Source organism: Klebsiella sp. BIGb0149, assembly GCF_004362605.1.
GTDB lineage: Bacteria > Pseudomonadota > Gammaproteobacteria > Enterobacterales > Enterobacteriaceae > Klebsiella > Klebsiella terrigena.
In genome coordinates this window covers 1,325,986-1,352,574 of record NZ_SNYG01000001.1, presented here as the reverse complement: position 1 = coordinate 1,352,574, position 26,589 = coordinate 1,325,986, and the positions used below count along the sequence as shown (strand labels likewise).

Here is a 26,589-nt window from a genome sequence, read left to right as displayed (position 1 = left end):
TAACCACGATAACACCGACAAGCCATAACAGGGTGGCACCAGTTTCAGCAACGTTCACAACGTCCCTTTTATCTATCACTCAATGTTATGGGTAACATTAAGAACCATATAAAACCAGTAAGCAATCGTTTTCATTACAATTGTATGGCGAATAAATGACGAAATGTCGCATCCGCAAGCAACAGGTCAGAAATCAGCCGTCGCCGGATGGAATGAAGCTCCCAGGACGGAGATTGACGGTTCGCATTCCCTCTTCCACCAGGCTATATCTTAGACACCTTTATGCGTACAGGAGTGATGATGGTGAGCAAGAAGATTCTGATGCTGGTGGGCGACTACGCCGAAGATTACGAAACGATGGTGCCGTTTCAGGCATTGCAGATGATTGGTCATCAGGTTGACGCGGTGTGCCCCGATAAAACCAAAGGTGACTACATCATGACGGCGATCCACGATTTTGACGGTGCCCAGACCTATAGCGAAAAACCCGGCCACCGCTTTGTTCTTAACGCCGACTTTTCCGCAGCGAAAGAACAAGATTACGACGCGCTGCTGATCCCCGGCGGACGAGCGCCTGAATATCTGCGCCTGAATGAGGAGGTGCTCAAGCTGGTGCAGGCGTTTGACCGCGCGGGCAAGCCGATTGCCGCCGTTTGCCACGGCCCGCAGCTGCTGGCCGCGGCCGGCGTGCTAAAAGGACGTACCTGCAGCGCCTATCCGGCCTGTGCTCCGGAAGTTCGGCTCAGCGGCGGACACTATGCCGACATCGGTATCGATCAGGCGCACGTTGACGGCAACCTGGTCACCGCTCCCGCCTGGCCCGCACACCCGCAGTGGCTGGCGAAATTTGCCGAAGTGCTGCAGCAGCAATAGGTTGAACCGACACGTCAAAGCGGGCGAAGGCCGCTGGCAGGCGGTAATGGCGTGGAAAACCGCGCCATTACCGAATCACGATGGGATAACGAACTACGGGTGCTTGACGATATACATTGTCCGGCTATAGGCAACATCTTCCGGGTTGGTAATCGGATAGCCCTTCAGCCACGGCTTAATCAAACGTCCGTTGGTGTACTGATAAATTGGCGCAATGGGCGCTTTGGCCATGATTATCTTTTCCGCTGCGTTGTAATCATCGTTGCGCGCCTTATCCGACGTCTCCTGCGCCGCCTGGGCTAAGATCTTGTCGTAGGTCGGATCGTTAAAGCGGGAGATATTACCGCTATGGGTCGAGGTCAGCAGCGACAGGAAGGTGGAAGGCTCGTTGTAGTCCCCCACCCACGAGGCGCGAATCACGTCGAAATTACCGGTGTTTCGGCTATCGATATACGTTTTCCACTCCTGATTCTGTAGCTTGACGTCGACGCCGAGGTTTTTCTTCCACATTGACGCCACCGCGATGGCAATCTTCTGGTGGTTTTCCGAAGTGTTATACAGCAGCGTCAGCTGCAGCGGACGGCCAGGGCCATAGCCCGCCGCCTGCAGCAGCGCCTTGGCCTGTGCGTTCAGCTCGGCCTGGCTCATGCTCTCCGCCTGCGAAGGCTGCGGCGTAAACCCTGCCGTCACGTCCGGGGTGAAGTGCCAGGCCGGCTTTTCGCCGGTTCCCAGCACTTTTTCCGCCATCAGGCGGCGGTCGATGGTCAGGCTCAGCGCCAGGCGCACGCGCTCGTCGGCGGTCGGTCCCTTCTGCGTGTTAAAGGCGTAGTAGTAGGTTCCCAGCTGCGGCGGGGTGTACACCTGTCCCGGAATATCTTTCAGCAATTTTTGGTACAGGTTTTTCGGGAAGGACTCAGTGATATCGATATCCCCGGCCAGGTAGCGCTTGGTCGCCGACGACTCCTGGTTAATCGGCACAAAGGTCACCTGCTGGATAACCGTTTTGCCATTATCCCAATAGTGGCTGTTAGGCACGACAACCAGCTTTTCGTTGACCACCCGGTCTTTTAACACGTAGGCCCCGTTGCCGATAAGGCTGCCCGGACGCGTCCAGTTAGCGCCGCTCTCGACGTTCGCTTTCTGCACCGGATAAAACGCGAAGCTGGCCGTCAGATTACTGAACCACGGCAGCGGCTTATCCAGCTGCACCCGCAGCGTGCGCGCATCTACGGCGGTAACCCCCAGCGTATCCACCGCGGCCTTACCGTCGATAATATTTTGCGCATTCGTGATGCCTGCCAGCGCGGCGAACCAGGCAAAGGGTGACGTCGTTTTCGGGTCAACCAGGCGCTGCCAGCTGTAGACGAAGTCCTGCGCCGTAACCGGGGTACCGTCCGACCAGCGGGCGTTATCGCGCAGGGTAAAGGTCCAGGTCCGGTTATCGTTGCTCTGCCAGCGGGTCGCAACGCCGGGAATAAGGTTGCCCTTGGCGTCCTGGTTGACTAAACCTTCAAAAAGATCGCGGATCACCTGAATTTCCGGCAAGCCCACGGCTTTGGCGGGATCTAATGAGGCCGGCTCATCTTTAATGTGCCGTACCAGTACCTGTTTCTCGGCTAAGACGGTACCCGGAGGGACATCCGCCGCCCAGGCCAGAGATGAAACGCTGGCTAACCACAGCGCGCCGCATGTCAATGTGACAGGATACTTCATAAGATCCCCTTTAAAATAAAAAAACCAGAGCTGGCAGAAGAGTGATTATTTGTTTCATCACCTGAAATTGCAAACGGCTTGTGATAGAAAATTGATGCGTATTCTGATTTCATCGTCCAGGGAAACTATTTGATTCCGGGGCGGTTTTACACAACACTGCTGAAAATAACCTGCTAACAGGATGCCCTATGCCCGTTTCTCGTCCTCGTACCCAGCGCGGCGCCTTTCCGCCCGGCACCCAGCGCTACGGCCAGTCGCACCTTGGCGCGCCGCTGCTGTGGTTCCCCGCGCCGCTGGCCGATAGCCGCAGCGGCCTGATCCTTGCCGGCACTCACGGCGATGAAAACTCGTCGGTGGTCACCCTCTCCTGCGCGCTTCGAACCCTGAAGCCCGAACTGCGTCGCCATCACGTCGTGCTGGCGGTCAACCCCGACGGCTGCCAGCTCGGGCTGCGCGCCAACGCGCGCGGTATCGATCTCAATCGTAATTTTCCCGCGGCAAACTGGAAAGAAGGGGAAACGGTCTATCGCTGGAACAGCGCGGCCGAGCAGCGCGACGTCGTGCTGCTGACCGGGGAAAAGCCCGGCTCAGAGCCGGAAACCCAGGCTCTGTGTCAGCTGATCCACCAGATCCACCCGGCGTGGGTGGTCTCGTTTCACGATCCGCTGGCCTGCATTGAGGATCCTGGCCACAGCGAGCTCGGCCGGTGGCTGGCCGACGCGTTCTCCCTGCCGCTGGTCGGCAGCGTCGGGTACGAAACGCCCGGCTCTTTCGGCAGCTGGTGTGCCGATATCGGCCTGCCGTGCATTACCGCAGAATTCCCACCGATATCCGCCGACGAGGCCACGGAAACCTACCTGCCGGCGATGATCGACCTGCTACGCTGGCACTCTCAAAGATGAAGAACGCCGGTGCTGAAATGCAGCGCCGGCTCCACGTCAACCGCCAGCCAGGTCGGGCCATCGAGATCGGCGAAACGCGCCAGCGGGGCCAGCGGCAGCGCCGCTGAAATCGCCCGCGAGGTGCAGAGCATGCAGCCGAGCATGCGCTCAAAGCCCTGCTGCTCCGCCTCCTGCGCGAGGAACAGCGCTTCGGTCAGGCCACCGGTTTTATCGAGCTTGATGTTCACCATCTCATAGCGCCCGCGCAGCCGCGGCAGGCTCTCGCGGGTGTGGCAGCTCTCGTCGGCACAGACGGGCAGCGGATGAATAAAATTCTCCAGCGCCTCATCGGCGTCCGCCGGCAGCGGCTGCTCGAGCATCGCCACCCCGATATCGGCCAGCAGCTGGCAGCGCGCCGCCAGGCCATCGCTGTGCCAGGATTCATTGGCGTCAACAATCAGCGTGGCCTCCGGCACCGCGCTGCGAATGGCGATCAGCCGTTCGCTGATAAGGCGATCGTCCAGCTTGACCTTCAGCAGGCGCGCGCCCTTTTCCCACAGCGCCGCGGCGCTGGCCGCCATCTGCTCCGGGGTGCCGATCACCACCGTCTGCGCCGTCACCACCCGGTTCGGCAACGCAACCCCCAGCAGTTGCGGAATGCTTTTGCCCACGCTACGCGCCTGCAGATCCCACAATGCGCAGTCGACGGCGTTGCGCGCCGCCCCCGCCGGCAGCAGATGCTGAAGCTGCTCGCGGGTCGCGCCGCTTTCCAGCTGCTCGCCGATCGTCAGAATTTGCGCCATAACCGAGGCAATGCTCTCCCCATAGCGAGGGTACGGCGTGCACTCCCCGACGCCCTTAACGCCATTCTCTTCTACCTCTACCACCACTACCTTCGCCTCGCTGCGGCTGCCGCGGGCAATCACAAACGGGGTATGTAGCGGCCAGGCTTCTTCGTACACTCGCAGGTTTCGCATTCCCAGGTTCCTCCAGGGGAAACGTTAAATAGGATTTGCCGTGCTGATAACGGATGTCATACACTACCCGTGACGTTAACTATATGTAAACAGGAAGATAAACATGTCACAAACCGTGCATTTCCAGGGCAACCCCGTTGCCGTTCAGGGCACCATTCCGCAGGCAGGCGCAGCCGCGCAGCCGTTTACGCTGGTCGCCAAAGATCTCTCCGACGTCGCGCTGAGCCAGTTCGCCGGCAAACGTAAAGTACTGAATATTTTCCCAAGCATCGATACCGGCGTGTGCGCGGCATCGGTACGTAAATTTAACCAACTGGCATCCGAGCTGAACAACACCGTTGTGCTGTGCATCTCCGCCGATCTGCCGTTCGCTCAGTCCCGCTTCTGCGGCGCTGAAGGCCTGAACAACGTCGTCACCCTGTCCACCCTGCGCGCGCCGCAGTTCCTGGCTGATTACGGCGTTGCCATTGCTGCTGGCCCGCTGGCCGGTCTGGCCGCTCGCGCAGTGGTCGTTGTTGATGAGAATGACCAGGTTGTTTACAGCCAGCTGGTGAATGAAATCACCGAAGAGCCGGACTACGATGCGGCCCTGGCGGCGCTGAAAGCGTAATCAGGCCTCTGCCCCGGACCGCGCTTCACGCCCGGCCCGCATGTTCTAAGCCCTCGTTTATCGGGGGCTTTTTTCTTTTCGCGGCGCATAGCGGGAGATAAACCGCGCAATCGCCGGGCCGGTCAACAGGATGGTGAACAGGCGCAGGGTCTGCATCGCCATGATAAACGACATATCGGCCCGCGTTCCCGCCGCAATAATCGCCACCGTATCCAGGCCACCGGGACTGGTCGCCAGATAGGCGGTCATAAAATCGAGCGGCAGCACCTGCGTCAGGCCAAACGCCATCAGCGAACAGAGTAAAATCAGGCCGATGATGGAGGCGAGGATCTGCGGCAGGGTCTTTAGCGCCAGCAGAAAAATCGCCCGATTAAATTTTAGCCCAACGCTCCAGCCAACGGCGGCATAAGCCAGCGCCAGCAGCCATTCCGGCAGCTCCAGCATCAGCCAGCCCTCTCCCTGCACCAGCGCCCCCGCCAGCATCGGCAGCAGCATCACGCCGGAAGGAAAGCGCATGCGCAGGCCCAGCCAGCCCGCGGCGGCGGTCAGCAGCAGCGTCAAAGGCAGCTGCCCGCTGATGGCGGGAAACCAGACGATCTGCTGGTTCATCTCCTGCGCCTCGCCGCCAGGGGCAAAGCGCACCACCAGCGCCGCCGCGCCGGCGACGAACAACACCCGCAGATACTGCATTAAGGCCACCAGCCGCACGTCGGCGCCGTAATCCTGCGCCATGACCACCATCGCCGAGGCGCCGCCCGGCGAGCTGCCCCACGCGCCGGTCGCCCCGGGCAGCGAGCTGTAGCGCACCAGCAGCCACCCGGCCAGCGCGCTGAAGGCCAGCGTAGCGAACAGAATAAACAACACCAGCGGCCAGTGGCCGAGCAGCACGCCAAAAATTGAGGGAGTGAGGGTTAGGGCGATCATGCAGCCAATGATGGCCTGAGCGGCGATAAAAAAGGGTCGAGGTACGCTGATTGTCGCGCCGCGCAGGCTGAAGGTAATGCCGGCGATCATCGGGCCAAGCAGCAGCGCCGCAGGCAGGTGCAGCCAGAACAGCACAAACGACAGCGCGGCGGAGAGGGTCAGGAGTTTCAGCCACGACAGCAGCGGGCCAGGCGACATTACCATCTCAAATCCTGGAAAATAAGTTTGCAGTACGTTGGCCGACGGCGATGCTGCCGGCCAACGAGGCTGCTCTATTCCTCACCCTTCTTCTGGCTGAGGCCGTACTCGCGCAGCTTATTGGCAATCGCGGTATGGGAAACCCCCAGACGCTTCGCCAGTTTACGGGTGCTCGGGAAGCTACGATAAAGCTGGGTCAGAACGGAACGCTCAAAGCGACGGGTAATATCGTCCAGCGAACCTTCCATCGCCTCTTCGCCTACCGGCAGCGAGGCGACGTCGCTATCCGGCAGCAGGATATCCTGAGGCCGCACTTCGTAGCCCTCAAGCTGCGTCAGCGCACGATAAACCGCGTTCTTCAGCTGGCGAACGTTGCCAGGCCAGCTATAGCGGGTCAGCACCGTACTGAGGTCGGCGGAGAGCTTCGGCCGCGGGATCCCCTGCTCGTCGGCAAAGCGGGCGACGAACAGCTCGGTCAGCGGAATGATATCCTGCGGGCAGTCGCGCAGCGGCGGCAAATGCAGGGTCAGGACGTTGAGGCGGTAGTAAAGATCTTCGCGGAACAGCCCCTTCTGCACCATCTCCACGAGGTTTTTCTGGGTGGCGCAGATCACCCGCACGTCGACGTGAACCTCGTGGTCTTCCCCCACCCGGCGGAAGGTGCCGTCGTTAAGGAAACGCAGCAGCTTCGTTTGCATGCGCGGCGACATTTCGCCGATCTCATCCAGCAGCACCGAGCCGCCGTTAGCCTGCTCAAAGAAGCCTTTTTTGCCCTGAATGGCATCGCCAAACAGCTCGCTTTCCACCGCGTCTTCCGGGATAGAACCGCAGTTCAGCGCCAGATAGGGCTTGCTCGCCCGCGGGCTGGCGAGGTGGCAGGCGTGCGCCAGAAGGTCTTTCCCGGTACCGGTATCGCCGACGATCAGCAGCGGCGCGCTGAGCATCGCCAGCTTGCGGGCCTGCTCAACCACGTGGCGCATTTTCGGGCCGACGGCGAGAATTTGGCTGAACGCGCTGGTATCCTGGGTGGTCATGGTCTGCAGTTGACGCCCCATACGCACGGTGGAACGCAGCATTGCCACCGCCCCGGTGAGCACGCGTTCGCCGTGCTCGCCTTCGAGATAGACCGGCGTAATCTCCAGCACAAAGTTCTGTCCGCCGATCACCACATGCTCGCTGTGCGACTCCAGCGGGCTGCTTTCCAGCCAGCGCTGGATGTTAAAATCGGTAATTAGCTGGGCCACCGGGTGATTGCGCAGCCGCTCCTGGCTTTGCGCAAAAAGCTGGCAGCTGGCCGGGTTCGCCAGCTCGACTTTCCCTTTGGTGTCCAACGAGAGCACCGGTTCCGGCATCGCCACCAGCAGCGCCGACAGCGCAAGATGCTCGCGCTCAGACGGCATCCACGGCACGGTGCGCACGTCGGTAACGCCGGCGATACGGCGGATTTCCGCCATCAGGCTGCTAAAGTTAGCGAACTCCAGCTCGGCAAAATTAAGATAGATTCGGCCAATAGGGTCGATGTCTATACCGCGGAGATCGATCCCCCGCAGCACCAGCAAATCGAGCAATTCACGGGTCAGACCAAGACGGTCCTCACAAAAGACTTCAAGACGCATAGGAGTTTTCACCCTAAAAAGGCCAATGACGGATGAATAATAGGACAGTTATTTGCTGGCGTGAAGATAGCTGTCAACAAATATTGACAGTATGGCGGAAAAATGGCCGCTGTGGCGTAAAGGCGAGCGAAGAAAAGCGAGAATGCGCCGCTGGCCGCCGGGGAGCGACGGCCAGATCGGCTAAGAAGGTTATTCCGGGCGGGCTTTGCTTTTTTGCAGCGTCTCTTTCAGCTGACCGATCAGCTCGCGGCGGAAATCCCCCAGCCGCGGCTTATCGTCAGCGATCCACGGCAGCGGGCGGCACAGCTCCATCGCTTTGATCCCCAGCCGCGCGGTGAGCAGCCCGGCACCGATGCCTTGCGCCGCGCGGGCCGATAGCCTGGCCGCCAGATCCTGCGACATCCAGTCCATTCCAACCTCCCGCACCAGCTCGCTGGCGCCGGCGAAGGCGATATTCAGCAGCACCAGACGGAACAGGCGCAGGCGGCTGTAGTAGCCCAGCTCGATGCCGTACAGCGTGGCAATCCGGTTAATCAGGCGTAAATTACGCCAGGCGATAAACGCCATATCCACCAGCGCCAGCGGGCTGACGGCGATCATCAGCGTCGATTCCGCCGCCGATCGGCTGATTTCGCGCCGCGCCTGGGCATCCAGCACCGGCTGAACCAGCTGTGCATACAGGCTTACAACTTCACGATCGCTTTGCGTTTCGTGGATCGCGGCATACCAGCGCTGGAGAGCCGGGTGCGCCTGATCGAGCCCCGCCTGCTGGGCAAGCTTTTCGCAAAACGCCCGCCCTTTTCCTACCGCATGGCTGTGCATCAGGTCGCGGGCCTCGTCGCGCTCGTGGGCGCGCTGGCGCAGCCGCCACAGGCGCCGCCATTCGGTGGCAACGGAACCGACGCCCGCCCCAACGATCAGCGCCCCGGCCGCGCAGCCGCCGAGCGCAATCCAGTCCTGCGTCTGCCATGCGGTCATCGTCCACTGCACGCCCTGCGCCACCACGCTGACGCCAAATATCGCCAGCCCGGCGCTGACCATCCGCCGCCACAGGCTGCGCTTCGGCCGCAGAACCGATTCCACCACCGCTTCCGCGGTGCCCTCTTCGTCTTCTGTCAGCAGGTCAACCCGCGCCGGGGCAAACTTTTCTGCGTCAGCGCCGGCAAACGCGCGGGCAGACTTTAGCGCCTCGCCAGGCTCCGCCTGCAGCGGTCCGTTGAAATCAAGACGCGGTTTTAACGGTTCGCTCATCGCAATTTATCTCCAATCAAAAACTCAAGCGCCGCGTCCAGGCGAATATGCGGCAGCGGCTTATCGACATCCATCACCCGCGGGCGGAAATTCTCAAACTGAAAGCCCTGCTGCTGCCAGAACGCCTGGCCCGGCAGGCGCGCAGGCACTTCGCCGGGATAGATGGTCAGCGGCTGGCCATCGCTCAGCCGATCGCCGCGCAGCGCGGGAATGTTCTCGCCGTTGACCGCAATCAGCCCGCCCTGGGTGGCCTGAATCGACGCCAGCCCCAGGCAGTCCATGCTAATCCCTTCGAAGGCCGCATTTTGCCACGCGTCCTGAATTAGCTGCTGCAGCAGCGACACCATGTTGGCATGCTGATCGACGGTCACGTGATCGGCCTTGGTCGCCGCAAACAGCAGCTTATCAATCACCGGGGAGAACAGGCGGCGGAACAGCGTCCGCTGGCCGTAGTGAAAGCTTTGCATCAGCTGGGTCAGCGCGAGGCGCATATCGTTGAAGGCCTGCGGCCCGCTGTTCAGCGGCTGCAGGCAGTCCACCAGCACAATCTGGCGGTCAAAGCGCAGAAAATGGTCCTTGTAGAAGCCCTTAACCACCTTCTCGCAGTAATATCTGAAGCGCTCGCGCAGCATCCCGGCGTTAGTGTGCTTGTCCGCCTGAGCCAGCCGGGCTTCGCCGACGGCGTCCACGTCCGGCCATGGGAAGAACTGCAGCGCCGGCGCGCCGGCCATATCGCCGGGCAGCACGAAGCGCCCCGGCTGAATAAAGTGCAGCCCTTCGCGCTTGCAGGCGTGCAGATAGTCGGTCCAGGCGGCGGCAATCTCCGCCAGCCGGTTTTCATCGGCCGGCGCCAGCGGATCCAACCCTTCGCACAGCTGGCGCCAGCGCGCCGACCACTCCGCGCGCTGGCCCTGCAGCAGCCCGGTCATTTGCCGCGACCAGCCGAGGTAGTCCTGCGCCAGCATGGGTAAATCCAGCAGCCATTCGCCGGGGTAGTCGACGATTTCCAGATACAGCGTGGAGGTATCCTTGAAGTGGCGCAGCAGCGACTCGCCGGAGCGGTAGCGCAGCGCCAAGCGGATCTCGCTGACGCCGCGGGTCGGCGTCGGCCACATCGGCGGCGAGCCGTAGAGCTGAGCCAGCCCTTCATCATAGGTAAAACGCGGAATGCCGAAGTCGCGCTGCGGGACGCGCTTGACGCCCAGAAGGCGCTCTTCCCTGACCGCGCTGAGCAGCGGCAGGCGCGCGCCGGAGTGGATATTCAGCAGCTGGTTGACCAGCGCGGTGATAAACGCGGTCTTGCCGCTGCGGCTAAGGCCGGTAACGGCCAGACGCAGGTGCCGGTCAACGCCACGGTTGACCAGCGCATTGAATTCAGTTTTAAGTCGCTTCATTGCCATCCCATGCTATCCGTAATATTTCAGGCTAGTGCTTTGAAGAAAGTGCTTTAATCATAAGCCATTAGGTGGGGATAAGCCGAGAAGTTATAAAGTGCGGCACTACGATCCCCGCCCGCTACTTCATGTTGCGGGTTAAGCGGTTTGCCAGGCGGCTGAGCAGCGGCTCGAGAGCAACCGCCAGCAGCATTTTCACCGGCCGACGCGCAACCGACTTGATTGCCCAGCCGGCAACGCCCGCCGGGCCATAGCGCAGCGCGGTCAGCAGCACCAGCCGGCCGGCGATTTTCAGACCCGGTTTTACTTTTTGTCCTGCCTGCTGCCATTTGATGTTCATAGGTAACCTCAGGTTAAGCTACAGCTGACGAAAGCGGCTGCGCAGGGTAAAGGTGTCGGAGGTGACGTAGCGCTCCATTTCCCGCAGGCGCCGCTCGCTGGCCGCCAGCTCGCGATCCGCCTCGGCGAGCAGCTCGCCGCTGGCCGGGACTTTCTCGCCGTTCAGCTCGTTTTCCGGTATCGGATCGAGGGCGAACGTCAGGATAATGTATGCCACCACCACAAAGAAAAAGAGACCAAAAATCATCGCCAGGACGGTTATCAAACGCACCAGCTTAACCGGCACATCAAGGTAGTGCGCGATCCCGGCGCAAACGCCCTTCACCATGCCGCGCTGGGGAATTCGCCACAGTTTTTTACTCAAATCGAGTCCGGCCATTATTTGTCCCTCCAGTTTGGATGCTCGGCATCAAGAATGTCTTCCAGCGTCTGAATCCGTTCGCGCATGCGCTTCGCGTCATCGGTCAGCTGCAGCAGGCGCTGCTGTTCATTCTGCGACAGGCTGCCGCTGGCAGAGCGATTGTTGTAGTGCAGCCAAAGCCACACCGGCAAAACGAACAGCACAAATAACGTCAGGGGTATGGCAATAAAAAGCGTACTCATGTGTACTCCTTACAGTGAGTGAGCGGCGGCGCGCTACGGCGCCGCGACGCTTGATCCTTCAGGCTGGCGGTATCGCCTGCCCTGGTCTTGTGACTGGCAGCGCGGCCTGAAGGATTTTGCGTAGGTCATCAGTTATTTTGATTCATTTTGCTTTTCAACGCCGCCAGCTGTTCGCTGATTTCGTCGTCAGCCTTCAGGTCGGCAAACTGCTGGTCCAGCGATTTTTGCTTGCCGAAGCCGTGGCTTTCCGCTTCCGCTTCCATCTGATCGATGCGGCGTTCGAAGGATTCAAAACGCGCCATCGCTTCATCAATTTTACCGCTGTCCAGCTGACGACGCACGTCGCGGGACGAGCTGGCCGCCTGGTGACGCAGGGTCAGAGCCTGCTGACGAGCGCGCGTTTCGCTAAGCTTGTTCTCCAGCTCGCCGATCTCTTTTTTCATCCGCGCCAGGGTTTCATCAACCAGCTGCGCCTCATTTTCCAGGCTGCCGATAAGGTCGGTCAGCTTCTGTTTTTCCATCAGCGCCGCCCGGGCGAGATCGTCTTTATCTTTACGCAGCGCCAGCTCGGCTTTTTCCTGCCATTCGGCCTGCTGCGCGAGCGCCTGCTCAATGCGGCGGCTCAGCTGTTTCTTTTCCGCCAGCGCGCGCGCCGAAGTCGAGCGGACTTCAACCAGCGTATCCTCCATCTCCTGGATCATCAGGCGAACCAGCTTCTGCGGATCCTCCGCTTTCTCCAGCAGAGAGTTGATGTTGGCGTTCACGATGTCGGCAAAACGAGAAAAAATACCCATAATTTCAATCCTCATAGTTCTGTTATCAGGCAACGGCCTGTGCAGAGACTAATACAAATAGCGTGCCAGTTTTTTATCTCGTTGATTTTAAAAGGCATGGTTGTTATATGCTCAGCGGGTTGCTAAAGTAACCTGGTGAATCACACGACTAAATGGCGAATTTCATCATGGCGGAATACAAGGACAACCTGCTCGGCGAAGCCAACAGCTTTCTTGAGGTGCTGGAGCAGGTCTCACGACTGGCGCCGCTGGATAAGCCGGTGCTGGTGATTGGCGAACGCGGGACCGGTAAAGAGCTTATCGCGAACCGTCTGCACTTTCTCTCATCCCGCTGGCAGGGGCCGTTTATCTCCCTCAACTGCGCCGCGCTGAATGAAAATCTGCTGGATTCCGAGCTATTTGGCCACGAAGCCGGGGCGTTTACCGGAGCCAGCAAGCGCCATCCGGGACGCTTTGAACGCGCCGACGGCGGGACCCTCTTTCTTGATGAGCTGGCAACCGCCCCGATGCTGGTACAGGAAAAGCTGCTGCGGGTAATTGAGTACGGGGAGCTGGAGCGCGTGGGCGGCAGCCAGCCGCTGCAGGTCAACGTGCGGCTGGTGTGCGCCACCAACGCCGATCTGCCGCAGATGGTTGAAAACGGTCATTTTCGCGCCGATCTCCTCGACCGCCTGGCCTTCGACGTGGTGCAGCTGCCGCCGCTGCGCCAAAGGCAAAGCGACATTATGCTGCTGGCAAACCAGTTCGCCATTCAGATGTGCCGGGAGCTGGGGCTGCCGCTGTTTCCGGGCTTTAGCGAGCGGGCGACCGCAACGCTGCTGGGCTACCGCTGGCCGGGCAATATCCGCGAGCTGAAAAACGTGGTGGAGCGCTCGGTGTATCGCCACGGCACCAGCGACAGCGAGCTGGATAACATTATTATCAATCCCTTTCAGCCGCAGCAGCCTCTGCCAGCCGTCGCGGAGCAAACCCCGGACGGCCCCGCGCTGCCGCTGGATCTGCGCGCTTTTCAGCAGGAGCAGGAAAAAAGCCTGCTGCAGTCCAGCCTGCTGCAGGCAAAGTACAATCAGAAGCAGGCGGCGGATCTGCTAGGGCTCACCTACCACCAGCTGCGGGCGCTGCTCAAAAAGCATCAGCTCTGAACCGTTCTCGGCAGCATCAGGGCGCTGACCGCCGTCGACCCCAGGCACAGCGCCGCGTTGAACCACAGCGCGTACTGCGCGGCGCTGGCCATGCCGAGGGGCAGGAACAGCGCGAAAAGTGACGCTGTCACGGCTATACCCATCGCGCCCCCCAGCGAGCTGCCCATTTTGTAAATACCGGAGGCCACCCCGACTTTGTTCTCCGGCGCATTAACCACCGCGGTGTCCGTCGACGGCGTCGCGTAGCAGCCCAGCCCGAGGCCAAACAGCACGTTGCTAAAAAAGACGGTCACGATATAGAGCGATTTATCGAGAAAGGTGCAGGAGATAAGCAGGATCCCAACGGCGGTGAAAAGGGGGCCGCTCATCATCGGCAGCCGCGCGCCGTAGCGCTGCAGCAGCTTCTCCCCGACGCGAATCATGACCAGCACGGTGAGCAGATAGCCCAGCGTCATCATCCCGGTCTCCAGCGGGGTCATGTTGTGGCCCTTCTGGAGCCAGATGCTGGTAATCATCATGGTGCCGATAGCGCCGTTGAGCATAAAGTTCGACAGCACCGCCGCCCCGTAGGCGCGATTGCGAAACAGCGCAAAATCGATCAGCGCCGCGTCGCCCTTGCGCCGTCCGCTGAGGATAAAATAGCCGCCCGAAACCAGCGAGCCGGCCAGCAGCGCCAGCGACAGCCCGCTGCCCCAGCCCCAGCTATGCCCTTTGCTGATAAACAAATTCAGCAGCACCAGCGAGACAATCAGCGTCAGCAGACCGCTGAGATCCAGCTTCTGCCGCTGCGCGCTTTGGCTGCGGCTTTCCGGCGTTCCGCGGAGCAGCAGCAGAGCCGCCAGCGCCACGACGATGGAAAAGACGAAAATCCAGCGCCAGCCAAGGCCGGTAGCAATCGCGCCGCCGACGAATGAACACAGGCCGCTGCCGCCCCAGGAGCCAATCACCCAGAAGCTCACCGCCCGCTGGCGCGCCTTCCCTTCATACCAGGTTTTAATCAGCGCCAGGGTGGCCGGCATAATGCAGGCCGCCGATAGCCCCTGCAGCACGCGGCCCGTCAGAAACAGCCCCGGCCCCTGGGCCACCACCAGCAGCGCGCTGCCGACAATACTTAGCCCCAGGCCCAGATGGGTCATGCGCATCCGGCCAAATTTATCCGCCAGCCCGCCGCTGGCCACCACAAAACAGCCGCTGAACAGCGCGCTGAGGCTGACCGCCAGGGTCAGGGTTTCGAGGGAAATATCGAGGCTGCTTTTCATCGCCGGAACGACGTTAATCACCGACTGGGCAAACAGCCAGAACGTCAGCACGCTGAGAACGATACCCGCCAGCAGGCGATCGGTACCGACGAACGACGTTGCGTTCAAAGATACGGAACTCATAATAAGGATCTCCCGTCGCAGGTGATTAACGCAGATACTCTTCCGTCAGGCCGCACCACAGCGCCGCGCCCGGGAGAAGGATCTCGTCGTTGAAGTCGTAGCCGGGGTTATGCACCATGCAGCGCTCCGCTTCATCCCCGGCGCCGATGGTGAAGTAGCAGCCGTGCGGATTGTGCTCGAGCATAAAGGCAAAATCCTCGCTGCCCATAAACGGCTTCACCTCCCCGACCAGCCCGGCGCCGAACAGCGACGTCGCCACCTTGCGCACGCTTTCGTTGGCGGCAGGATCGTTTCTGAGCACCGGGCTGCCGTTGACGTGCGTCAGCGTGGCGGTGGCGTTAAAGCTTTCCGCCTGCGCGACGGCAATATCGTGGATCCGCTGCAGCACGGTTTCACGCACCTCTTCATTCAGCGTGCGTACCGTCAGCTTCATCAGCACCTTGTCGTTGATAATATTCGGCGCATGCCCGGCCTGAATGCTGCCGACGGTCACCACCGCTGGCTCAAACGGCGTGACGTTGCGCGACACGATGGACTGCAGCGCCAGCGTGATGTGGCAGGCCACCAGGGTTGCATCGACGGTATGCTCCGGCACCGCGCCGTGGCCGCCAACGCCTTTTACCTCGATATGCAGCGTGTCTGAAGAGGCCATCATCGCGCCGTCGCGCAGGCCGATTTTCCCCAGCGTCTGCCCCGGCATGTTGTGCAGGCCAAAAATGGTGTCGCAGGGAAACTTATCGAACAGCCCGTCCTCAACCATCACCCGACCGCCGTACAGCAGCTCCTCCGCCGGCTGGAAAATCAGGTGCAGCGTGCCGTTGAACCGACGGGTGCGCGCCAGATACTCGGCGGCGTAGAGTAAGGTGGTGGTATGCCCGTCATGTCCGCAGCCATGAAAGCGGCCGTCGACCTGGCTGGCCCACGCTTTCCCGCTGGCCTCCTGCATCGGCAGCGCGTCCATATCCGCCCGCAGGCCAAGGCGACGCTCGCCGTTGCCGGCTTTTAGCGTACCGACCACGCCGGTCCCGGCCAGGCCGCGGTGCACCTCATAGCCCCACTGGCCAAGCAGCCGGGCGACCTCATCGCTGGTTTTATGCTCTGCAAAACCGATTTCCGGCTGCTGGTGAAAGCGACGACGGAGGGCAATAAACTGCGCTTCATTAACCTGTAGTGCTTCAATAAGGGGATGTGTCATTTTTATTATTCCTGTTGTTGTGTTTGCGCGACACTTTCGAGTTTATGCTGCCGGACCGGCTTTAATACGCCGTTTTTTGTTTTATATTGACGGGATATTGAGAAGTGTTTTTCATATAAATCGGTTATGACAAAAAATAACACGCAGTTTTTTGTCCTTGCCAGGAGACGACGGTGGAACATCATTCAGGCGACTTTAGCGTCGCGGTTCGCGATATTCGTCAGCTCAGCCAGCCGGAGGGCGACGCGCTGACGCTGCTGTGGACGCTGCAGGGCTGCGTCAGCCTGCATGACGGCGAGGAGCATCAGCAGCTGGATGCCGATCGGCTGAAAATAGTGAACCGCAACCGCCCCTGGCGTCTGAGCAGCCGCGAGCCCAACGCGGTGATGGTTCTGACGCTCTCCGGCAGCTGGCTGACGCGCCTCGACGGTGATTTTTTTACCTTCGACTACCAAACTTCCCTCGATACCCGCGACGCCGACGATAGCCTGCGCCGCCTGATGCGCCAGCTGCTGGTGATCGAGCTGGTGAACCACCAGCCCCGCTATCGCCTTGAGGCCAACCGCTGGCTGAGCGAAATCGTTCTGCTGCTGGCCACCCGCTTTACGCAGCCGATCGCCGCCGGCACGAGGCGCGGGACGGAGAACTGGAGCCGGCGGATAGCCCGGGTCGTCGCGCGCATAGAGGCCAGCTACCGGCACCGGCTATCGCTGCACGAGGTCGCCGCCGCCGAGTTTGTCTCCGAAGCCTGGCTGTCGCGTCTGTTTCACAAAGAGGTCGGCATGAGCTTTGTGCAGTACATCACCGCGCTGCGCCTGAACAAAGCCGCCGAGCAGCTTATCAGCACCCGTAAAACGGTGCAGCAGGTCGCTCAGGAGCACGGTTTTGCCAGCACCCGTATGATGAGCGATCTGTTTAAACGCCAGCACGGCCTGACGCCGCGGCAGTATCGCCAGCAGCGCCCGCAGCCGACGGCGGATACAGCCCGCCCGCGCGCCGGGGCCGGCGACGACTGGCAGCCGGTGGCCGTCGAGCGGCTCTACGCCCGGCTAAACGAGCCGGAGATAAAAGGCTGGGACAGCCCGCCGCTGCTGCTCAATCCCCAGCAGACGCGCCAGATTGATATCCGCCAGTTTCCCGAGCGCACGGCGCCGCTGCGCCATACCCGGATGGTCGTCACCGTTCGCGAGCTCGACGATTTACTGCGCGAAGACGTGCGCCGCGAGCTCGAGCAGCTGCACGGCAGCCTGCCGATTTACGCCATCGATATTAACGACCCTTTTCTCAGCAGCCGGCTGTTCGGCACCGGCTGGGACGACCCGCAGATGGCGGGCTACGCCTGCTGGTATAATCTGCAGCGCATTTTCAGCTGGCTGGCAAAAATGGGCTGGGGAGTGATTTTACATACCGGACTGACCACCCGCTGCGACCTGCTCCAGCGCTTCTTACGCCTCGCAGCTAACCATTTCTCCCCCGCCACGCTCGCCAGCTGGCGCTTTGTATGGCACTGGTCGCCCCAGGCCAGCGAAGAGGCGCGCCTGCACGCGTGGCGGCAGCAGCGTGAAACGCTGCAGGCTTTACTGCCGCAGCCGCAGCTGGGCGTCTGGCACCGCTTTAGCGAAGAGGCGACGAGCGACGATCCTTTTCTTGCTTCGCCGATCCTCGCCGAAGCCGATTTTCTCGCCTGCCAGGCCGACGCCAACGAGCTGCTGGATCTGGCGCAGCTGGATAGCAGCAGGCTAGCCTCCAGCGAGAGCTATCCGGTGCACAAGCTGCGGCAGATCCAGGCCGCCCTGCGCCAGCGCCAGCTCGCGCTTCCCCTGTGGCTGCTGTCGTGGAATACGCTTACCGGCAACACCCGCGACACCAACGGCCGCTTCTTTCGCGGCGCGCTGCTGATGGATAATCTGCTGGGGCTGGCCGATCGGGTGTGGCTGGCGGGATTCTGGCTCAATTCAGGCCTGCAGGGCGAGGCGCGCGCTAACGGCAGGCTGGACACCTCCAGCCTGGCCCTGCACTACCTTCACGGCCTGCCGCGTCCGGTTTACTGGGTTCTGTGGCTGTGGCGGCGCCTGCGCGGCGAAGTGCTGGTTACGGATAAAAACCTGCTGCTGCTGCGCCATAACGGGCACTATCAGCTGCTGCTGCGCAATACGGTCGTGTTCAACCCCTGGCTCTCCAGCGAAGAGACCTTTACCCAGCGCTTCAGCCAGCCCTACAGCATTCAGCTGCTTGGCCTGGCCGGGCGCTGGCGGATTAAACAACATCTGTTTGACCAGCATCACGGGGCGCTGTTTCCGCTGTTTGAAGCGTTTCGCAGCCGCAGCGGGCCGGATGACGAAGACTACGGCTGGCTGATGCACCACGCGCGCCCGGCGCTGAGCGTCGCCGAGGAGAGCCCGCAGTCGGGCTGGCATCGCGTTGATTCTCTGCAAAGCAACGCGCTGGTGCTGTATGAATTCTCGCCGCTGAACGAAGAGCCTATCGGGTTTCCGCCTGTGGCTTCTGCTCCCTGACCCGGGCGGCGATTTTAATCCGGCTCTCTTCGCTGGCCGGATTGAAAACCATCATGTTCAGATCCGCGCGCCCCTCGACGCTAAAGGTCGAGAATTCCAGCTCAATCATCCCTATCTGCGGGTGGTGCATGCGCTTAAACCCTTCCCCGTGCCCGGCGACATCGTTACTCCGCCAGTAGGCGTCAAACTCCGGGCTTTGGTGGGAAAGTTCGGCAATCAGCCGATCGGTGTCTGGAGAAGCACCCACCCGCGCGACGTCAGCGCGAAAGGCGCTGACGATAAGCCGGGCGACGGCGTGCCACTCTTCCAGCGCGCCGCGGGCCTGGGGGTTGGTGAACAGCCGGCGCAGAATGTTACGCTCGGCCAGCGGCAGCTGCCCGTAGTCGGTCAGAATGCAGGCCGCAGCGTGGTTCCACGCAATAACGTCCCAGGTTGCCGTTTTGATAATCGCCGGCACCTGGAGGACATCAAGCACGCGCTGCAGGCGCGGAGTGATATCGTCGCTGACGGTTACTCGGGACTCCGGCAAATGCCCGAACGCCAGGATAAACAGATGGTCGCGCTCCGGGGTCGTTAGCCTTAGCCCGCCGGCAATGCGGCTAAGCACCTCCCGGGACGGGGCGCCGCCGCGCCCCTGCTCCAGCCAGGTATACCAGGTCGGGCTGATACTGGCGAGCTGGGCGACCTCTTCCCGCCGCAGCCCGGGCGTGCGCCGTCGGCCGGCCTGAAAGCCAAACGCGGTTGGGTCGAGGCGTAAGCGCCGCGCCCGCAAAAATTCACCAAGTGCATGGGTTGAGGAGTCGGTCATGGTTAGCCTGTTAGTTTTTATACCCTGATAATGTCTCTACTTTTATAGTATCGCGTTAAGACTACCATAGCCTGGATACTCATTCTGGAGGTAGATCATGCGAATTTTTCTCACCGGCGCGACCGGTTTTATCGGCTCGCGTATTCTCAAAGAACTGCAGGCCGCCGGACATCAGGTCATCGGCCTCGCGCGCTCTGACGCCAGCGCCGCTGCCCTGAAGGCCGCCGGCGCTGAGGTGCAGGCCGGCACGCTGGACAATCCCGAAACGCTGCTGGCGGCAGTGAGCGCCGCCGATGCGGTGATCCACACCGCCTTCGATCATGATTTCAGCCGCTTTGTCGCCAACTGCGAAAAAGACCGTCGGGTCATTCTCGCCATCGGTAACGCGCTGGCGGGCCGGCGTTGCCCCCTGATTATCACTTCAGGCACCGCCATGGGCGACGCCGACGACGGAGAGCCGGCGAGTGAGTTAAACTTCAATCCCGCCCACCCAAACCCGCGCGTGGCCTCAGAACTCGCCGGCAACCAGCTGCTGGAAGCCGGCGTGGACGTACGGGTGGTGCGCCTGCCGCAGGTCCATGACACCGTCCGCCAGGGACTGCTGACGTACTATATTCAGCAGGCCGCCGAAAAAGGGGTCGCAGCGATCGTCGGCGAGGGCAATAACTGCTGGTCAGCCGGGCATATTGACGATGTGGCCCGGCTGTATCTGCGGGTGCTGGAACGAGGTGAGAAAGGTCGGCGCTATCATGCCGTTGACGAGGAAGCGGTGCCCTCAAGGCTGATTGCCAACGTGGTGGCTGAAAAGCTGGGCATTCCACTTAAATCGTTAAGCGCCGAACAATCTGCTGCGCATTTCGGCTGGTTTGCCGCCTTTGCCAATATGGATTTACGCGCTACTTCCGCCCTGACCCGCCAGCAGCTCGGCTGGCAGCCACAGGGCCCAACGCTGCTCGACGATTTGCAGAATATGGACTACCGAAGCGTGACAACGTCACGATAAGCGCAGGCGAGCTGCCGTCGCCTTCCCGCTTTACCGCGCTCCGCGGCCCCTCCCGGCCGCCGGAGCGCGTTCGCTCCCGGAGGGCTAAGCGGCGCGGTTAAAGATTTGTAACTGGTAAGATGTGCTAATGTGAATTATCATCTGCGCTATCATCTTTCAATGGACTGAAAACGCACATGATTCCGGTTAACATTCATACTCTTAGTCGCTATGCGGCGCATGTCAGCTTGACCCATACGATGAAAAGCCATCGCTCGCCGGCGCTCTCGGTGATGATGATTTTTTCGGATCTGTGTATTCGCTCAACCCGCGACGCCTATCACCTGCAGGGCTGGGAAATTACCGAGAAAAGAAGCGGACTGGTGCTGCGCACCTTTGTCGCCGTTCATCACGACGGCGCCGAGTTAGAAATCACCCCTAAAGACTATATCGGACGCTATAATCGGCTGCTGCCGCTGGACTGACCCCGCCCTTTTAACCGCCCTCTGACCTTGCGCCTGCCGGCGATAATCGCCTAAAAAAAAGACAAATAAAAAAGGCGATTGTCGTATGTTTGTAAGCTTAAGGGTGTATAACAGGGCTCGGACGCCACCAAAGCTAAGACGAGGTGCAGTTGTGGGAATCATTAAAGCCAGCAGTTTAGAACAAGCAGAAGCGCTCCTGAAGTCCGGTGAACCCATTAAGATCGAGCTTGATTTTGAGCTCGACTCTGATGCGTTTTTTAACTTTGCTATGGAATATTGCACAAACGGAACCAAACTCACCCGCAACGACGATCGTTTCGTGGTTTCACGTAAGAAAGTCGCTTCCTGAATGAGCCAACCTGCGCCATTTTTAGCCTCCGTGCGGCGCAATCTGCGGGATCCAGAAAAGTGAGTAAGCGTTAGCCAAAAAATTGATGGCTAACGCATTTTCACCGCCAACAGCGTAATAAGGTAAACACGGGACTTCATAGAGGGTTAAACCGTGAAAAAGTTACTGATATGTTGCTTGTTTGGTGAAACCGCCGGTATTTTAGCGAAAAGAATGCAAAAAATAGCCGATGCGCAGGATCTGGATCTGTTAATTAGCGCCGTGGGTATTGAGAACTACCCGAGCGTGGCCCCCGCGTATGACTGCGTGCTGGTCGCGCCTCACATTCAATATAAAATAAATGAATTCACCCACGCGCTGAACCATCATCAGGAGATTGCCGTTATCGAGAGCTTACCTTATGCATCTTTCGATGGCGAAAAGGTGCTGAAGTTTGCCATCGCCCATATGCCACAATCACTTTTCTAATATTGCCGTAGCCTTATGTACGCGACGCCGTGCGGATTGGCAGTGGATATGCGATCCGCACCGATTTAGTCCCCATCACGCTTTGTGCGTTCGGCATAACCTCGCGCCTTCCCTGCTCGCCAACCTGTCTGGCACAGGACCTCGCTCGTCACCTGGCCTATACAACCCGATACCCGCCGCGTGCCCCTGATAAAAAGGGAGGTACCTTTCGCCGCTATTGGCAATTATACTCATAGCGCCTGCCGCATATTTCAGGGAAGCTGGCACAACATCGCGCGGTGAAAAAATGAGCATAAAAGAAAAAAAGATCGCCATTATGTGCACTGTCTCTTGTTTATTTATTGGCTATCTTTGCGCAAAAATGGCGCTTTATACTTTCGACAAAAATAAAACCGAACAATATTCTAAAAACATATTAACCAGAACTATTTTAGTCATAAAACAAATCGATGAAGTTTATGCTGACGCGGATCGAATATCGCCAAACCGGCCCTGCTCAGCAGATTATCTAAGCAGCATCCGGGCGCTTTTATGGTCTAAATCGCTGCTGAAAGATATTGCCTATATCGACGGCAAAAGCATGCGCTGTTCGGCGCTGTGGGGAACCTTCTCGCCGGCAGAAAATATTACCAACACGCCTGCCGATATTATCTATCGCGGCGGAACGTGGTATCTCGATAAAGCGATAAATCAGGAGTTCAAAGCCAGCATTTATGCCAAAGGCAACCTCGCCATCACCGTTTCTCCGTTCATCTTCAATCGCTTCACCTCTGATCCGGAAAACAAAAGCGTCAGCGCCATCGTGGGTAACTACGATCGCAGCCAGCATATCTTTTTTATCGGCAACGAGACCGCAGCGGTGTATGACACCGAACACGGCGGCGAGCGTTATAAAAAATACGCCTTATCCAGAGCCTGCAGCAGGGAGTACGACCTTTGCGTGGTCTCCGGCATGTCCCTGCACGGTATTAAAGATATCCCCTGGGCAATAAAGGCCGCCGCGCTCATACTCTCGACGCTGATTGGCGTCCTGCTCTCGATCAGCATCAACCTCTACATCCGTAAAAAAAGCTCGATCCTCACCCGGCTCCAGTACGCGCTACGTAACGATCGGTTCAGCATCGTCTATCAGCCGATCGTCTCGCTGGAGCGCGGAGAAACGGTGGGCGTTGAAGCGCTAATACGCTGGAAAGATAATGAGCTGGGCGTTATTCCCCCGGACGTGTTTATTCCCCTGGCGGAGAAGCGCGGGGTGATTAACCAAATCAGCAGCTACGTTGTCAAAAAATCAATTAATGAGCTGCATGACGTTATAAATAACCACAAAATATACCTGAGTATTAACGTCAGTTCCTCCGATCTGTTCTCTAAAACCTTTAAAGACCATCTCGATACCGTCAGCAACAAGTTTAATATTCCGCCGCAGCTGATCGCCCTCGAGTTAACCGAGAGGCAGACGGCAAACCTTGCCAGCCTCGGTGAGAAAATTGCCCGCTTCCGCGCTGCAGGCTATCAGATTGCGCTTGACGACTTTGGCACCGGTTATTCCAACCTCGACTGGTTATCAAAACTGGCGGTGGATAAAATAAAAGTCGATCGCACCATTACGGAGTCAATTGGTACGGACTCAATTAATTCCGCCCTGCTCAATAACATCATCACGCTGCTTAGCAATATGCACAATCAGGTTATCTTTGAGGGCGTAGAAAAAGAGCATCAGAAACGCTTTCTTGAACAGCGAATACCGCAGGCCAACGTTCAGGGATGGTATTACGCCAAACCCATGAGCGCCGGCGAGCTGAAGAAATATCTCTTAGCTGCCAGCAATCCGGCAGCCAAGGATCCGCCGCCATAACGTCCCGCCGGCGGCCGGTCATCAAAGCCCTAAGTCGTTGCTAACTGGAGAAGTTAGCCAGAAAAAGATACCATGTCTCACCTGACAAGGCTGCGCCCGGCGCACCCAAACTCAAGCGCCTTATATTTTGCGGCATTTGCCGCTGGCGCAACCAGGGCGGATGACCCGCCGTGCCGTGCATGAAAATTTAAAGAATCTGAATGTGTCCAAAAATACGCCAGCCCTCTGCCTTTTGACCCGTAGCTGGCCCGCAACAGAGCGAAAGATGAATCCGGTCGCCTTATCTGGCCTGGCGCACGTCCGCCTGCCGGGCGCTTTGCTGCTGATGCTGAACCCTTTTTTATCGTCGTCCTGCCCCGGAATGAGAATGCCTGGGTGGTTTACGGGATATACTCAAGGTGAAACCCGGCGCGGTCAGGATCGGGCCAGAGCGTTGAGCGGTTCACCGCCAGGCACCGCGGCTAACGACGTCTCAGGACGATAAAGGGGATGAGAAATGTCATTGACTATTAATAAGACAGAGCGCTGCTCTGGAATCATAAAACCACTATGCGCCTGAAACTATGCTCTCTACTGGCAGCCGTATCGATGCTGTGCGGGCAGGCCGTTGCCGCCCCCGCGCTGCCCGCTCACGCCGATATTCGCGATAGCGGCTTTGTCTACTGCGTTAGCGGCCAGGTTAATACCTTTAACCCGCAGAAAGTCAGCAGCGGCCTGATTGTCGATACCCTGGCCGCTCAGCTCTACGATCGTCTGCTCGACGTTGACCCTTATACCTACCGTCTGGTGCCCGAGCTTGCCGAAAGCTGGGAGGTGCTGGACAACGGCGCCACCTACCGCTTCCATCTGCGCAGCCACGTGCCTTTCCAGACGACGTCGTGGTTTAAGCCCGGCCGCGCCTTTAATGCCGACGACGTTATTTTCACCTTCAGCCGTATTTTTAATCGCGACCATCCGTGGCACAACGTTAACGGCAGCAGCTTCCCCTATTTCGACAGCCTGCAGTTCGCCGACAGCGTGGAGAGCTTACGCAAGCTCGATAACCAGACCGTCGAATTCCGCCTGAAGCGCCCGGACGCCTCGTTCCTCTGGCACCTGGCGACCCACTACGCATCCGTTATGTCCGCAGAGTATGCCGACCAGCTAACCAAAAGCGATCGTCAGGAGCAGCTCGACCGCCAGCCGGTGGGCACCGGCCCGTTCCAGCTGGAAGAGTATCGCTCGGGCCAGTACGTTCGCCTGCAGCGTCACCCCGGCTACTGGCGCGGCAAACCGCTGATGCCGCAGGTGGTGGTCGATCTGGGCTCCGGCGGCACCGGGCGCCTGTCGAAGCTGCTGACCGGCGAGTGCGACGTGCTGGCCTGGCCCGCAGCCAGCCAGCTGACCATCCTGCGCGACGACCCGCGCCTGCGCCTGACCCTGCGTCCGGGGATGAATATCGCCTGGCTGGCGTTCAATACCGCCAAGCCGCCGCTGGATAATCCGCAGGTTCGCCACGCCCTGGCGCTGGCAATCAATAACCAGCGTCTGATGCAATCTATCTATTACGGCACCGCGGAAACCGCCGCATCGATGCTGCCCCGCGCCTCCTGGGCCTACGATAACGAAGCGAAGATAACCGAGTACAACCCGACCGCCGCCCGCGCCCAGCTCAAAGCGCTGGGGCTGGAAAACCTTACGCTTCGGCTGTGGGTGCCCACCAGCTCGCAGGCCTGGAACCCCAGCCCGCTGAAAACCGCCGAGCTGATTCAGGCCGATATGGCGCAGATCGGCGTGAAGGTGATCATTGTGCCGGTTGAGGGCCGTTTTCAGGAGGCGAGGCTGATGGATATGAACCACGACCTGACCCTTTCCGGCTGGGCAACGGACAGTAACGACCCGGACAGCTTTTTCCGCCCGCTGCTGAGCTGCGCGGCCATTGCCTCGCAGACCAACTTCGCCCACTGGTGCAACCGCGAGTTCGACGAGGTGCTGCAAAAGGCGTTAACCTCCCAGCAGCTGGCTTCGCGCATTGAGGCCTATAAGGAGGCGCAGCATATTCTCGCCCGCGAGCTGCCGGTGCTGCCGCTCGCCTCATCGCTGCGTTTACAGGCCTACCGCTATGATATGAAAGGTTTGATCCTGAGCCCGTTTGGTAACGCCTCCTTTGCCGGCGTTTCGCGGGAGAAAAAAGACGATGTGCAAAAAGACGACGTCAAAAAAGATGAGGTGAAAAAACCATGATCATTTTTACCCTGCGGCGCCTGCTGTTACTGCTGGTCACGCTCTTTTTTCTGACCTTCGTCGGCTTCAGCCTGAGCTACTTTACGCCGCACGCTCCGCTACAGGGCGCGTCGCTGTGGAACGCCTGGCAGTTCTGGTTCACCGGGCTGCTGCACTGGGATTTCGGGGTCTCCAGCATCAATGGACAGCTGATTTCACAGCAGCTGAAAGAGGTCTTCCCGGCCACCATGGAGCTGTGCATTCTCGCCTTTGGCTTTGCCCTGCTGGTGGGGATCCCCGTCGGTATGCTGGCCGGCATTATGCGTAACAAGTGGCCCGACACCCTGATTAGCGCCCTGGCGCTGCTCGGCTTTTCGATTCCCGTTTTCTGGCTGGCGCTGCTGCTGACGCTGTTCTTCTCCCTGACGCTGGGCTGGTTCCCGGTCTCCGGGCGTTTCGATCTGCTCTACGAGGTCAAAACGGTGACCGGGTTTGCGCTGATCGACGCCTGGCTGTCCGATTCGCCGTGGCGTCATGAAATGATCGTCAGCGCCGCACGCCATATGGTGCTGCCGGTTCTGACCCTGGCCGTGGCGCCAACCACCGAAGTGATTCGCCTGATGCGCATCAGCACCAGCGAAGTGTACGACACTAACTACGTGAAGGCCGCCGCCACCCGCGGGGTTTCGCGGCGGACGATTCTACACCGTCACGTGCTGCATAACGCCCTGCCGCCGGTTATTCCGCGCCTGGGGCTGCAGTTTGCCACCATGCTGACGCTGGCGATGATCACCGAAATGGTCTTCAGCTGGCCGGGGCTGGGCCGCTGGCTGATCAACGCTATCCGTCAGCAGGATTACGCCGCCATTTCGGCGGGCGTAATGGTTATCGGCGCGCTGGTCATTACCGTGAACGTGCTATCTGATATTCTGGGAGCTATGGCTAACCCGCTGAAACATAAAGAATGGTATGCCTTACGATAGCGATGATAAATAAAACCAATTCTTCGCTCCGGCAGTCCATTGTTTGATA

The 26,589-nt window shown here is 59.6% G+C and carries 25 protein-coding genes; 12 read left to right on the top strand and 13 right to left on the bottom strand.

The genetic code is table 11. The annotated features are described in order from the left end of the window. Nucleotides 1-300: 300 nt before the first annotated feature. Nucleotides 301-873, top strand: a complete 573-nt coding sequence (locus EDF75_RS06460) for a DJ-1/PfpI family protein (RefSeq protein WP_045855100.1) — start codon at nucleotides 301-303, stop codon at nucleotides 871-873. A 93-nt stretch (nucleotides 874-966) separates the two neighbouring features. Here EDF75_RS06460 and EDF75_RS06455 read toward each other — a convergent pair whose 3' ends face one another. Further along, complete coding sequence (locus tag EDF75_RS06455; protein ID WP_133597869.1) at nucleotides 967-2,586, bottom strand: peptide ABC transporter substrate-binding protein; 1,620 nt, start codon at nucleotides 2,584-2,586, stop codon at nucleotides 967-969. 188 nt (nucleotides 2,587-2,774) lie between these two features. On the opposite strand from EDF75_RS06455, the gene mpaA reads away from it, so the two are divergent. Continuing rightward, nucleotides 2,775-3,488 (top strand): murein tripeptide amidase MpaA, encoded by a 714-nt coding sequence (mpaA, locus tag EDF75_RS06450; protein ID WP_133597867.1) that lies wholly within the window; start codon nucleotides 2,775-2,777, stop codon nucleotides 3,486-3,488. Here the strand turns inward: mpaA and ycjG are convergent. Further along, nucleotides 3,479-4,444 (bottom strand): L-Ala-D/L-Glu epimerase, encoded by a 966-nt coding sequence (gene ycjG / locus EDF75_RS06445; RefSeq protein ID WP_133597865.1) that lies wholly within the window; start codon nucleotides 4,442-4,444, stop codon nucleotides 3,479-3,481. The genes mpaA and ycjG overlap by 10 nt on opposite strands. Before the next feature lie 103 nt (nucleotides 4,445-4,547). Here ycjG and tpx point away from each other — a divergent pair, with 103 nt between their 5' ends. Then, nucleotides 4,548-5,054 carry a thiol peroxidase gene (gene tpx / locus EDF75_RS06440; RefSeq protein ID WP_041145224.1) on the top strand — a complete coding sequence of 169 codons (507 nt, stop codon included), beginning with the start codon at nucleotides 4,548-4,550 and terminating at the stop codon, nucleotides 5,052-5,054. 57 nt (nucleotides 5,055-5,111) lie between these two features. Here tpx and EDF75_RS06435 read toward each other — a convergent pair whose 3' ends face one another. From EDF75_RS06435 to pspA, 8 genes are all read right to left on the bottom strand, one after another. After that, nucleotides 5,112-6,182 (bottom strand): AbrB family transcriptional regulator, encoded by a 1,071-nt coding sequence (locus EDF75_RS06435; protein ID WP_045855095.1) that lies wholly within the window; start codon nucleotides 6,180-6,182, stop codon nucleotides 5,112-5,114. 68 nt (nucleotides 6,183-6,250) lie between these two features. Continuing rightward, nucleotides 6,251-7,792: a transcriptional regulator TyrR gene (tyrR, locus tag EDF75_RS06430; protein ID WP_133597863.1), complete on the bottom strand. Its 1,542-nt coding sequence runs from the start codon at nucleotides 7,790-7,792 to the stop codon at nucleotides 6,251-6,253. 189 nt (nucleotides 7,793-7,981) lie between these two features. After that, nucleotides 7,982-9,043 carry a YcjF family protein gene (locus tag EDF75_RS06425; protein WP_133597861.1) on the bottom strand — a complete coding sequence of 354 codons (1,062 nt, stop codon included), beginning with the start codon at nucleotides 9,041-9,043 and terminating at the stop codon, nucleotides 7,982-7,984. After that, on the bottom strand, nucleotides 9,040-10,437 hold the full coding sequence (locus EDF75_RS06420; protein ID WP_132510733.1) for a YcjX family GTP-binding protein: 1,398 nt from the start codon (nucleotides 10,435-10,437) through the stop codon (nucleotides 9,040-9,042). The genes EDF75_RS06425 and EDF75_RS06420 overlap by 4 nt, the downstream gene beginning before the upstream one ends. Nucleotides 10,438-10,558: 121 nt before the next feature. Next, on the bottom strand, nucleotides 10,559-10,777 hold the full coding sequence (pspD, locus tag EDF75_RS06415; RefSeq protein ID WP_095097140.1) for a phage shock protein PspD: 219 nt from the start codon (nucleotides 10,775-10,777) through the stop codon (nucleotides 10,559-10,561). A gap of 18 nt (nucleotides 10,778-10,795) precedes the next feature. After that, entirely contained in the window at nucleotides 10,796-11,155 is a 360-nt protein-coding gene (gene pspC / locus EDF75_RS06410; protein WP_133597859.1) for an envelope stress response membrane protein PspC, read from the bottom strand. Then, nucleotides 11,155-11,379, bottom strand: coding sequence for an envelope stress response membrane protein PspB (pspB, locus tag EDF75_RS06405; RefSeq protein ID WP_041145218.1), 225 nt, complete (start codon nucleotides 11,377-11,379; stop codon nucleotides 11,155-11,157). Before pspB ends, pspC begins: the two co-directional genes overlap by 1 nt. A gap of 128 nt (nucleotides 11,380-11,507) precedes the next feature. Continuing rightward, on the bottom strand, nucleotides 11,508-12,173 hold the full coding sequence (gene pspA / locus EDF75_RS06400) for a phage shock protein PspA (protein ID WP_041147594.1): 666 nt from the start codon (nucleotides 12,171-12,173) through the stop codon (nucleotides 11,508-11,510). A 152-nt stretch (nucleotides 12,174-12,325) separates the two neighbouring features. Between pspA and pspF the strand changes: the two genes are divergently transcribed. Further along, nucleotides 12,326-13,315, top strand: a complete 990-nt coding sequence (gene pspF, locus EDF75_RS06395; RefSeq protein ID WP_166646125.1) for a phage shock protein operon transcriptional activator — start codon at nucleotides 12,326-12,328, stop codon at nucleotides 13,313-13,315. Here the strand turns inward: pspF and EDF75_RS06390 are convergent. Together EDF75_RS06390 and EDF75_RS06385 are read right to left on the bottom strand one after the other, a co-directional pair. Beyond that, a complete protein-coding gene (locus EDF75_RS06390; protein ID WP_133597855.1) occupies nucleotides 13,306-14,697 on the bottom strand; it encodes an MFS transporter in 1,392 nt (463 codons plus the stop codon). The two genes, pspF and EDF75_RS06390, sit on opposite strands and share 10 nt — an antisense overlap. 25 nt (nucleotides 14,698-14,722) lie before the next feature. After that, nucleotides 14,723-15,892, bottom strand: a complete 1,170-nt coding sequence (locus EDF75_RS06385; protein ID WP_133597853.1) for a M20 aminoacylase family protein — start codon at nucleotides 15,890-15,892, stop codon at nucleotides 14,723-14,725. Nucleotides 15,893-16,065: 173 nt separating this feature from the next. Between EDF75_RS06385 and EDF75_RS06380 the strand changes: the two genes are divergently transcribed. After that, nucleotides 16,066-18,408 (top strand): helix-turn-helix domain-containing protein, encoded by a 2,343-nt coding sequence (locus EDF75_RS06380; protein ID WP_133597851.1) that lies wholly within the window; start codon nucleotides 16,066-16,068, stop codon nucleotides 18,406-18,408. On the opposite strand, the gene EDF75_RS06375 is transcribed toward EDF75_RS06380, so the two are convergent. Beyond that, the gene (locus tag EDF75_RS06375) at nucleotides 18,374-19,216 is read right to left on the bottom strand and encodes a helix-turn-helix transcriptional regulator (protein WP_133597849.1); all 843 of its coding nucleotides are present in this window, start codon (nucleotides 19,214-19,216) and stop codon (nucleotides 18,374-18,376) included. The two genes, EDF75_RS06380 and EDF75_RS06375, sit on opposite strands and share 35 nt — an antisense overlap. Before the next feature lie 97 nt (nucleotides 19,217-19,313). On the opposite strand from EDF75_RS06375, the gene EDF75_RS06370 reads away from it, so the two are divergent. The 7 genes from EDF75_RS06370 to sapB all read left to right on the top strand — a co-directional run bounded on the left by EDF75_RS06370 (nucleotide 19,314) and on the right by sapB (nucleotide 26,540). After that, complete coding sequence (locus tag EDF75_RS06370; RefSeq protein ID WP_133597847.1) at nucleotides 19,314-20,219, top strand: SDR family oxidoreductase; 906 nt, start codon at nucleotides 19,314-19,316, stop codon at nucleotides 20,217-20,219. A 176-nt stretch (nucleotides 20,220-20,395) separates the two neighbouring features. Then, entirely contained in the window at nucleotides 20,396-20,683 is a 288-nt protein-coding gene (locus tag EDF75_RS06365) for a hypothetical protein (protein WP_132510743.1), read from the top strand. Between the two features lie 151 nt (nucleotides 20,684-20,834). Further along, a complete protein-coding gene (locus tag EDF75_RS06360) occupies nucleotides 20,835-21,032 on the top strand; it encodes a hypothetical protein (RefSeq protein ID WP_041145211.1) in 198 nt (65 codons plus the stop codon). A gap of 153 nt (nucleotides 21,033-21,185) precedes the next feature. Then, nucleotides 21,186-21,500, top strand: coding sequence for a PTS sugar transporter subunit IIB (locus tag EDF75_RS06355; RefSeq protein WP_041145210.1), 315 nt, complete (start codon nucleotides 21,186-21,188; stop codon nucleotides 21,498-21,500). Nucleotides 21,501-21,786: 286 nt separating this feature from the next. After that, complete coding sequence (locus EDF75_RS06350) at nucleotides 21,787-23,355, top strand: EAL domain-containing protein (RefSeq protein ID WP_133597844.1); 1,569 nt, start codon at nucleotides 21,787-21,789, stop codon at nucleotides 23,353-23,355. A gap of 549 nt (nucleotides 23,356-23,904) precedes the next feature. Then, nucleotides 23,905-25,578, top strand: a complete 1,674-nt coding sequence (gene sapA / locus EDF75_RS06345; RefSeq protein ID WP_133597842.1) for an ABC transporter substrate-binding protein SapA — start codon at nucleotides 23,905-23,907, stop codon at nucleotides 25,576-25,578. Next, complete coding sequence (gene sapB / locus EDF75_RS06340; RefSeq protein ID WP_041145208.1) at nucleotides 25,575-26,540, top strand: putrescine export ABC transporter permease SapB; 966 nt, start codon at nucleotides 25,575-25,577, stop codon at nucleotides 26,538-26,540. The genes sapA and sapB overlap by 4 nt, the downstream gene beginning before the upstream one ends. Nucleotides 26,541-26,589 lie beyond the last annotated feature (49 nt).

What these genes read in the sequence shown, in the direction of transcription:
- EDF75_RS06460 (WP_045855100.1), top strand. Translation starts at nt 301, where the DNA reads ATGGTGAGCAAGAAGATTCTGATGCTGGTGGGCGACTACGCCGAAGAT.
- EDF75_RS06455 (WP_133597869.1), bottom strand. Translation starts at nt 2,586, where the DNA reads ATGAAGTATCCTGTCACATTGACATGCGGCGCGCTGTGGTTAGCCAGC.
- mpaA (WP_133597867.1), top strand. Translation starts at nt 2,775, where the DNA reads ATGCCCGTTTCTCGTCCTCGTACCCAGCGCGGCGCCTTTCCGCCCGGC.
- ycjG (WP_133597865.1), bottom strand. Translation starts at nt 4,444, where the DNA reads ATGCGAAACCTGCGAGTGTACGAAGAAGCCTGGCCGCTACATACCCCG.
- tpx (WP_041145224.1), top strand. Translation starts at nt 4,548, where the DNA reads ATGTCACAAACCGTGCATTTCCAGGGCAACCCCGTTGCCGTTCAGGGC.
- EDF75_RS06435 (WP_045855095.1), bottom strand. Translation starts at nt 6,182, where the DNA reads ATGGTAATGTCGCCTGGCCCGCTGCTGTCGTGGCTGAAACTCCTGACC.
- tyrR (WP_133597863.1), bottom strand. Translation starts at nt 7,792, where the DNA reads ATGCGTCTTGAAGTCTTTTGTGAGGACCGTCTTGGTCTGACCCGTGAA.
- EDF75_RS06425 (WP_133597861.1), bottom strand. Translation starts at nt 9,043, where the DNA reads ATGAGCGAACCGTTAAAACCGCGTCTTGATTTCAACGGACCGCTGCAG.
- EDF75_RS06420 (WP_132510733.1), bottom strand. Translation starts at nt 10,437, where the DNA reads ATGAAGCGACTTAAAACTGAATTCAATGCGCTGGTCAACCGTGGCGTT.
- pspD (WP_095097140.1), bottom strand. Translation starts at nt 10,777, where the DNA reads ATGAACATCAAATGGCAGCAGGCAGGACAAAAAGTAAAACCGGGTCTG.
- pspC (WP_133597859.1), bottom strand. Translation starts at nt 11,155, where the DNA reads ATGGCCGGACTCGATTTGAGTAAAAAACTGTGGCGAATTCCCCAGCGC.
- pspB (WP_041145218.1), bottom strand. Translation starts at nt 11,379, where the DNA reads ATGAGTACGCTTTTTATTGCCATACCCCTGACGTTATTTGTGCTGTTC.
- pspA (WP_041147594.1), bottom strand. Translation starts at nt 12,173, where the DNA reads ATGGGTATTTTTTCTCGTTTTGCCGACATCGTGAACGCCAACATCAAC.
- pspF (WP_166646125.1), top strand. Translation starts at nt 12,326, where the DNA reads ATGGCGAATTTCATCATGGCGGAATACAAGGACAACCTGCTCGGCGAA.
- EDF75_RS06390 (WP_133597855.1), bottom strand. Translation starts at nt 14,697, where the DNA reads ATGAGTTCCGTATCTTTGAACGCAACGTCGTTCGTCGGTACCGATCGC.
- EDF75_RS06385 (WP_133597853.1), bottom strand. Translation starts at nt 15,892, where the DNA reads ATGACACATCCCCTTATTGAAGCACTACAGGTTAATGAAGCGCAGTTT.
- EDF75_RS06375 (WP_133597849.1), bottom strand. Translation starts at nt 19,216, where the DNA reads ATGACCGACTCCTCAACCCATGCACTTGGTGAATTTTTGCGGGCGCGG.
- EDF75_RS06370 (WP_133597847.1), top strand. Translation starts at nt 19,314, where the DNA reads ATGCGAATTTTTCTCACCGGCGCGACCGGTTTTATCGGCTCGCGTATT.
- EDF75_RS06365 (WP_132510743.1), top strand. Translation starts at nt 20,396, where the DNA reads ATGATTCCGGTTAACATTCATACTCTTAGTCGCTATGCGGCGCATGTC.
- EDF75_RS06350 (WP_133597844.1), top strand. Translation starts at nt 21,787, where the DNA reads ATGAGCATAAAAGAAAAAAAGATCGCCATTATGTGCACTGTCTCTTGT.
- sapA (WP_133597842.1), top strand. Translation starts at nt 23,905, where the DNA reads ATGCGCCTGAAACTATGCTCTCTACTGGCAGCCGTATCGATGCTGTGC.
- sapB (WP_041145208.1), top strand. Translation starts at nt 25,575, where the DNA reads ATGATCATTTTTACCCTGCGGCGCCTGCTGTTACTGCTGGTCACGCTC.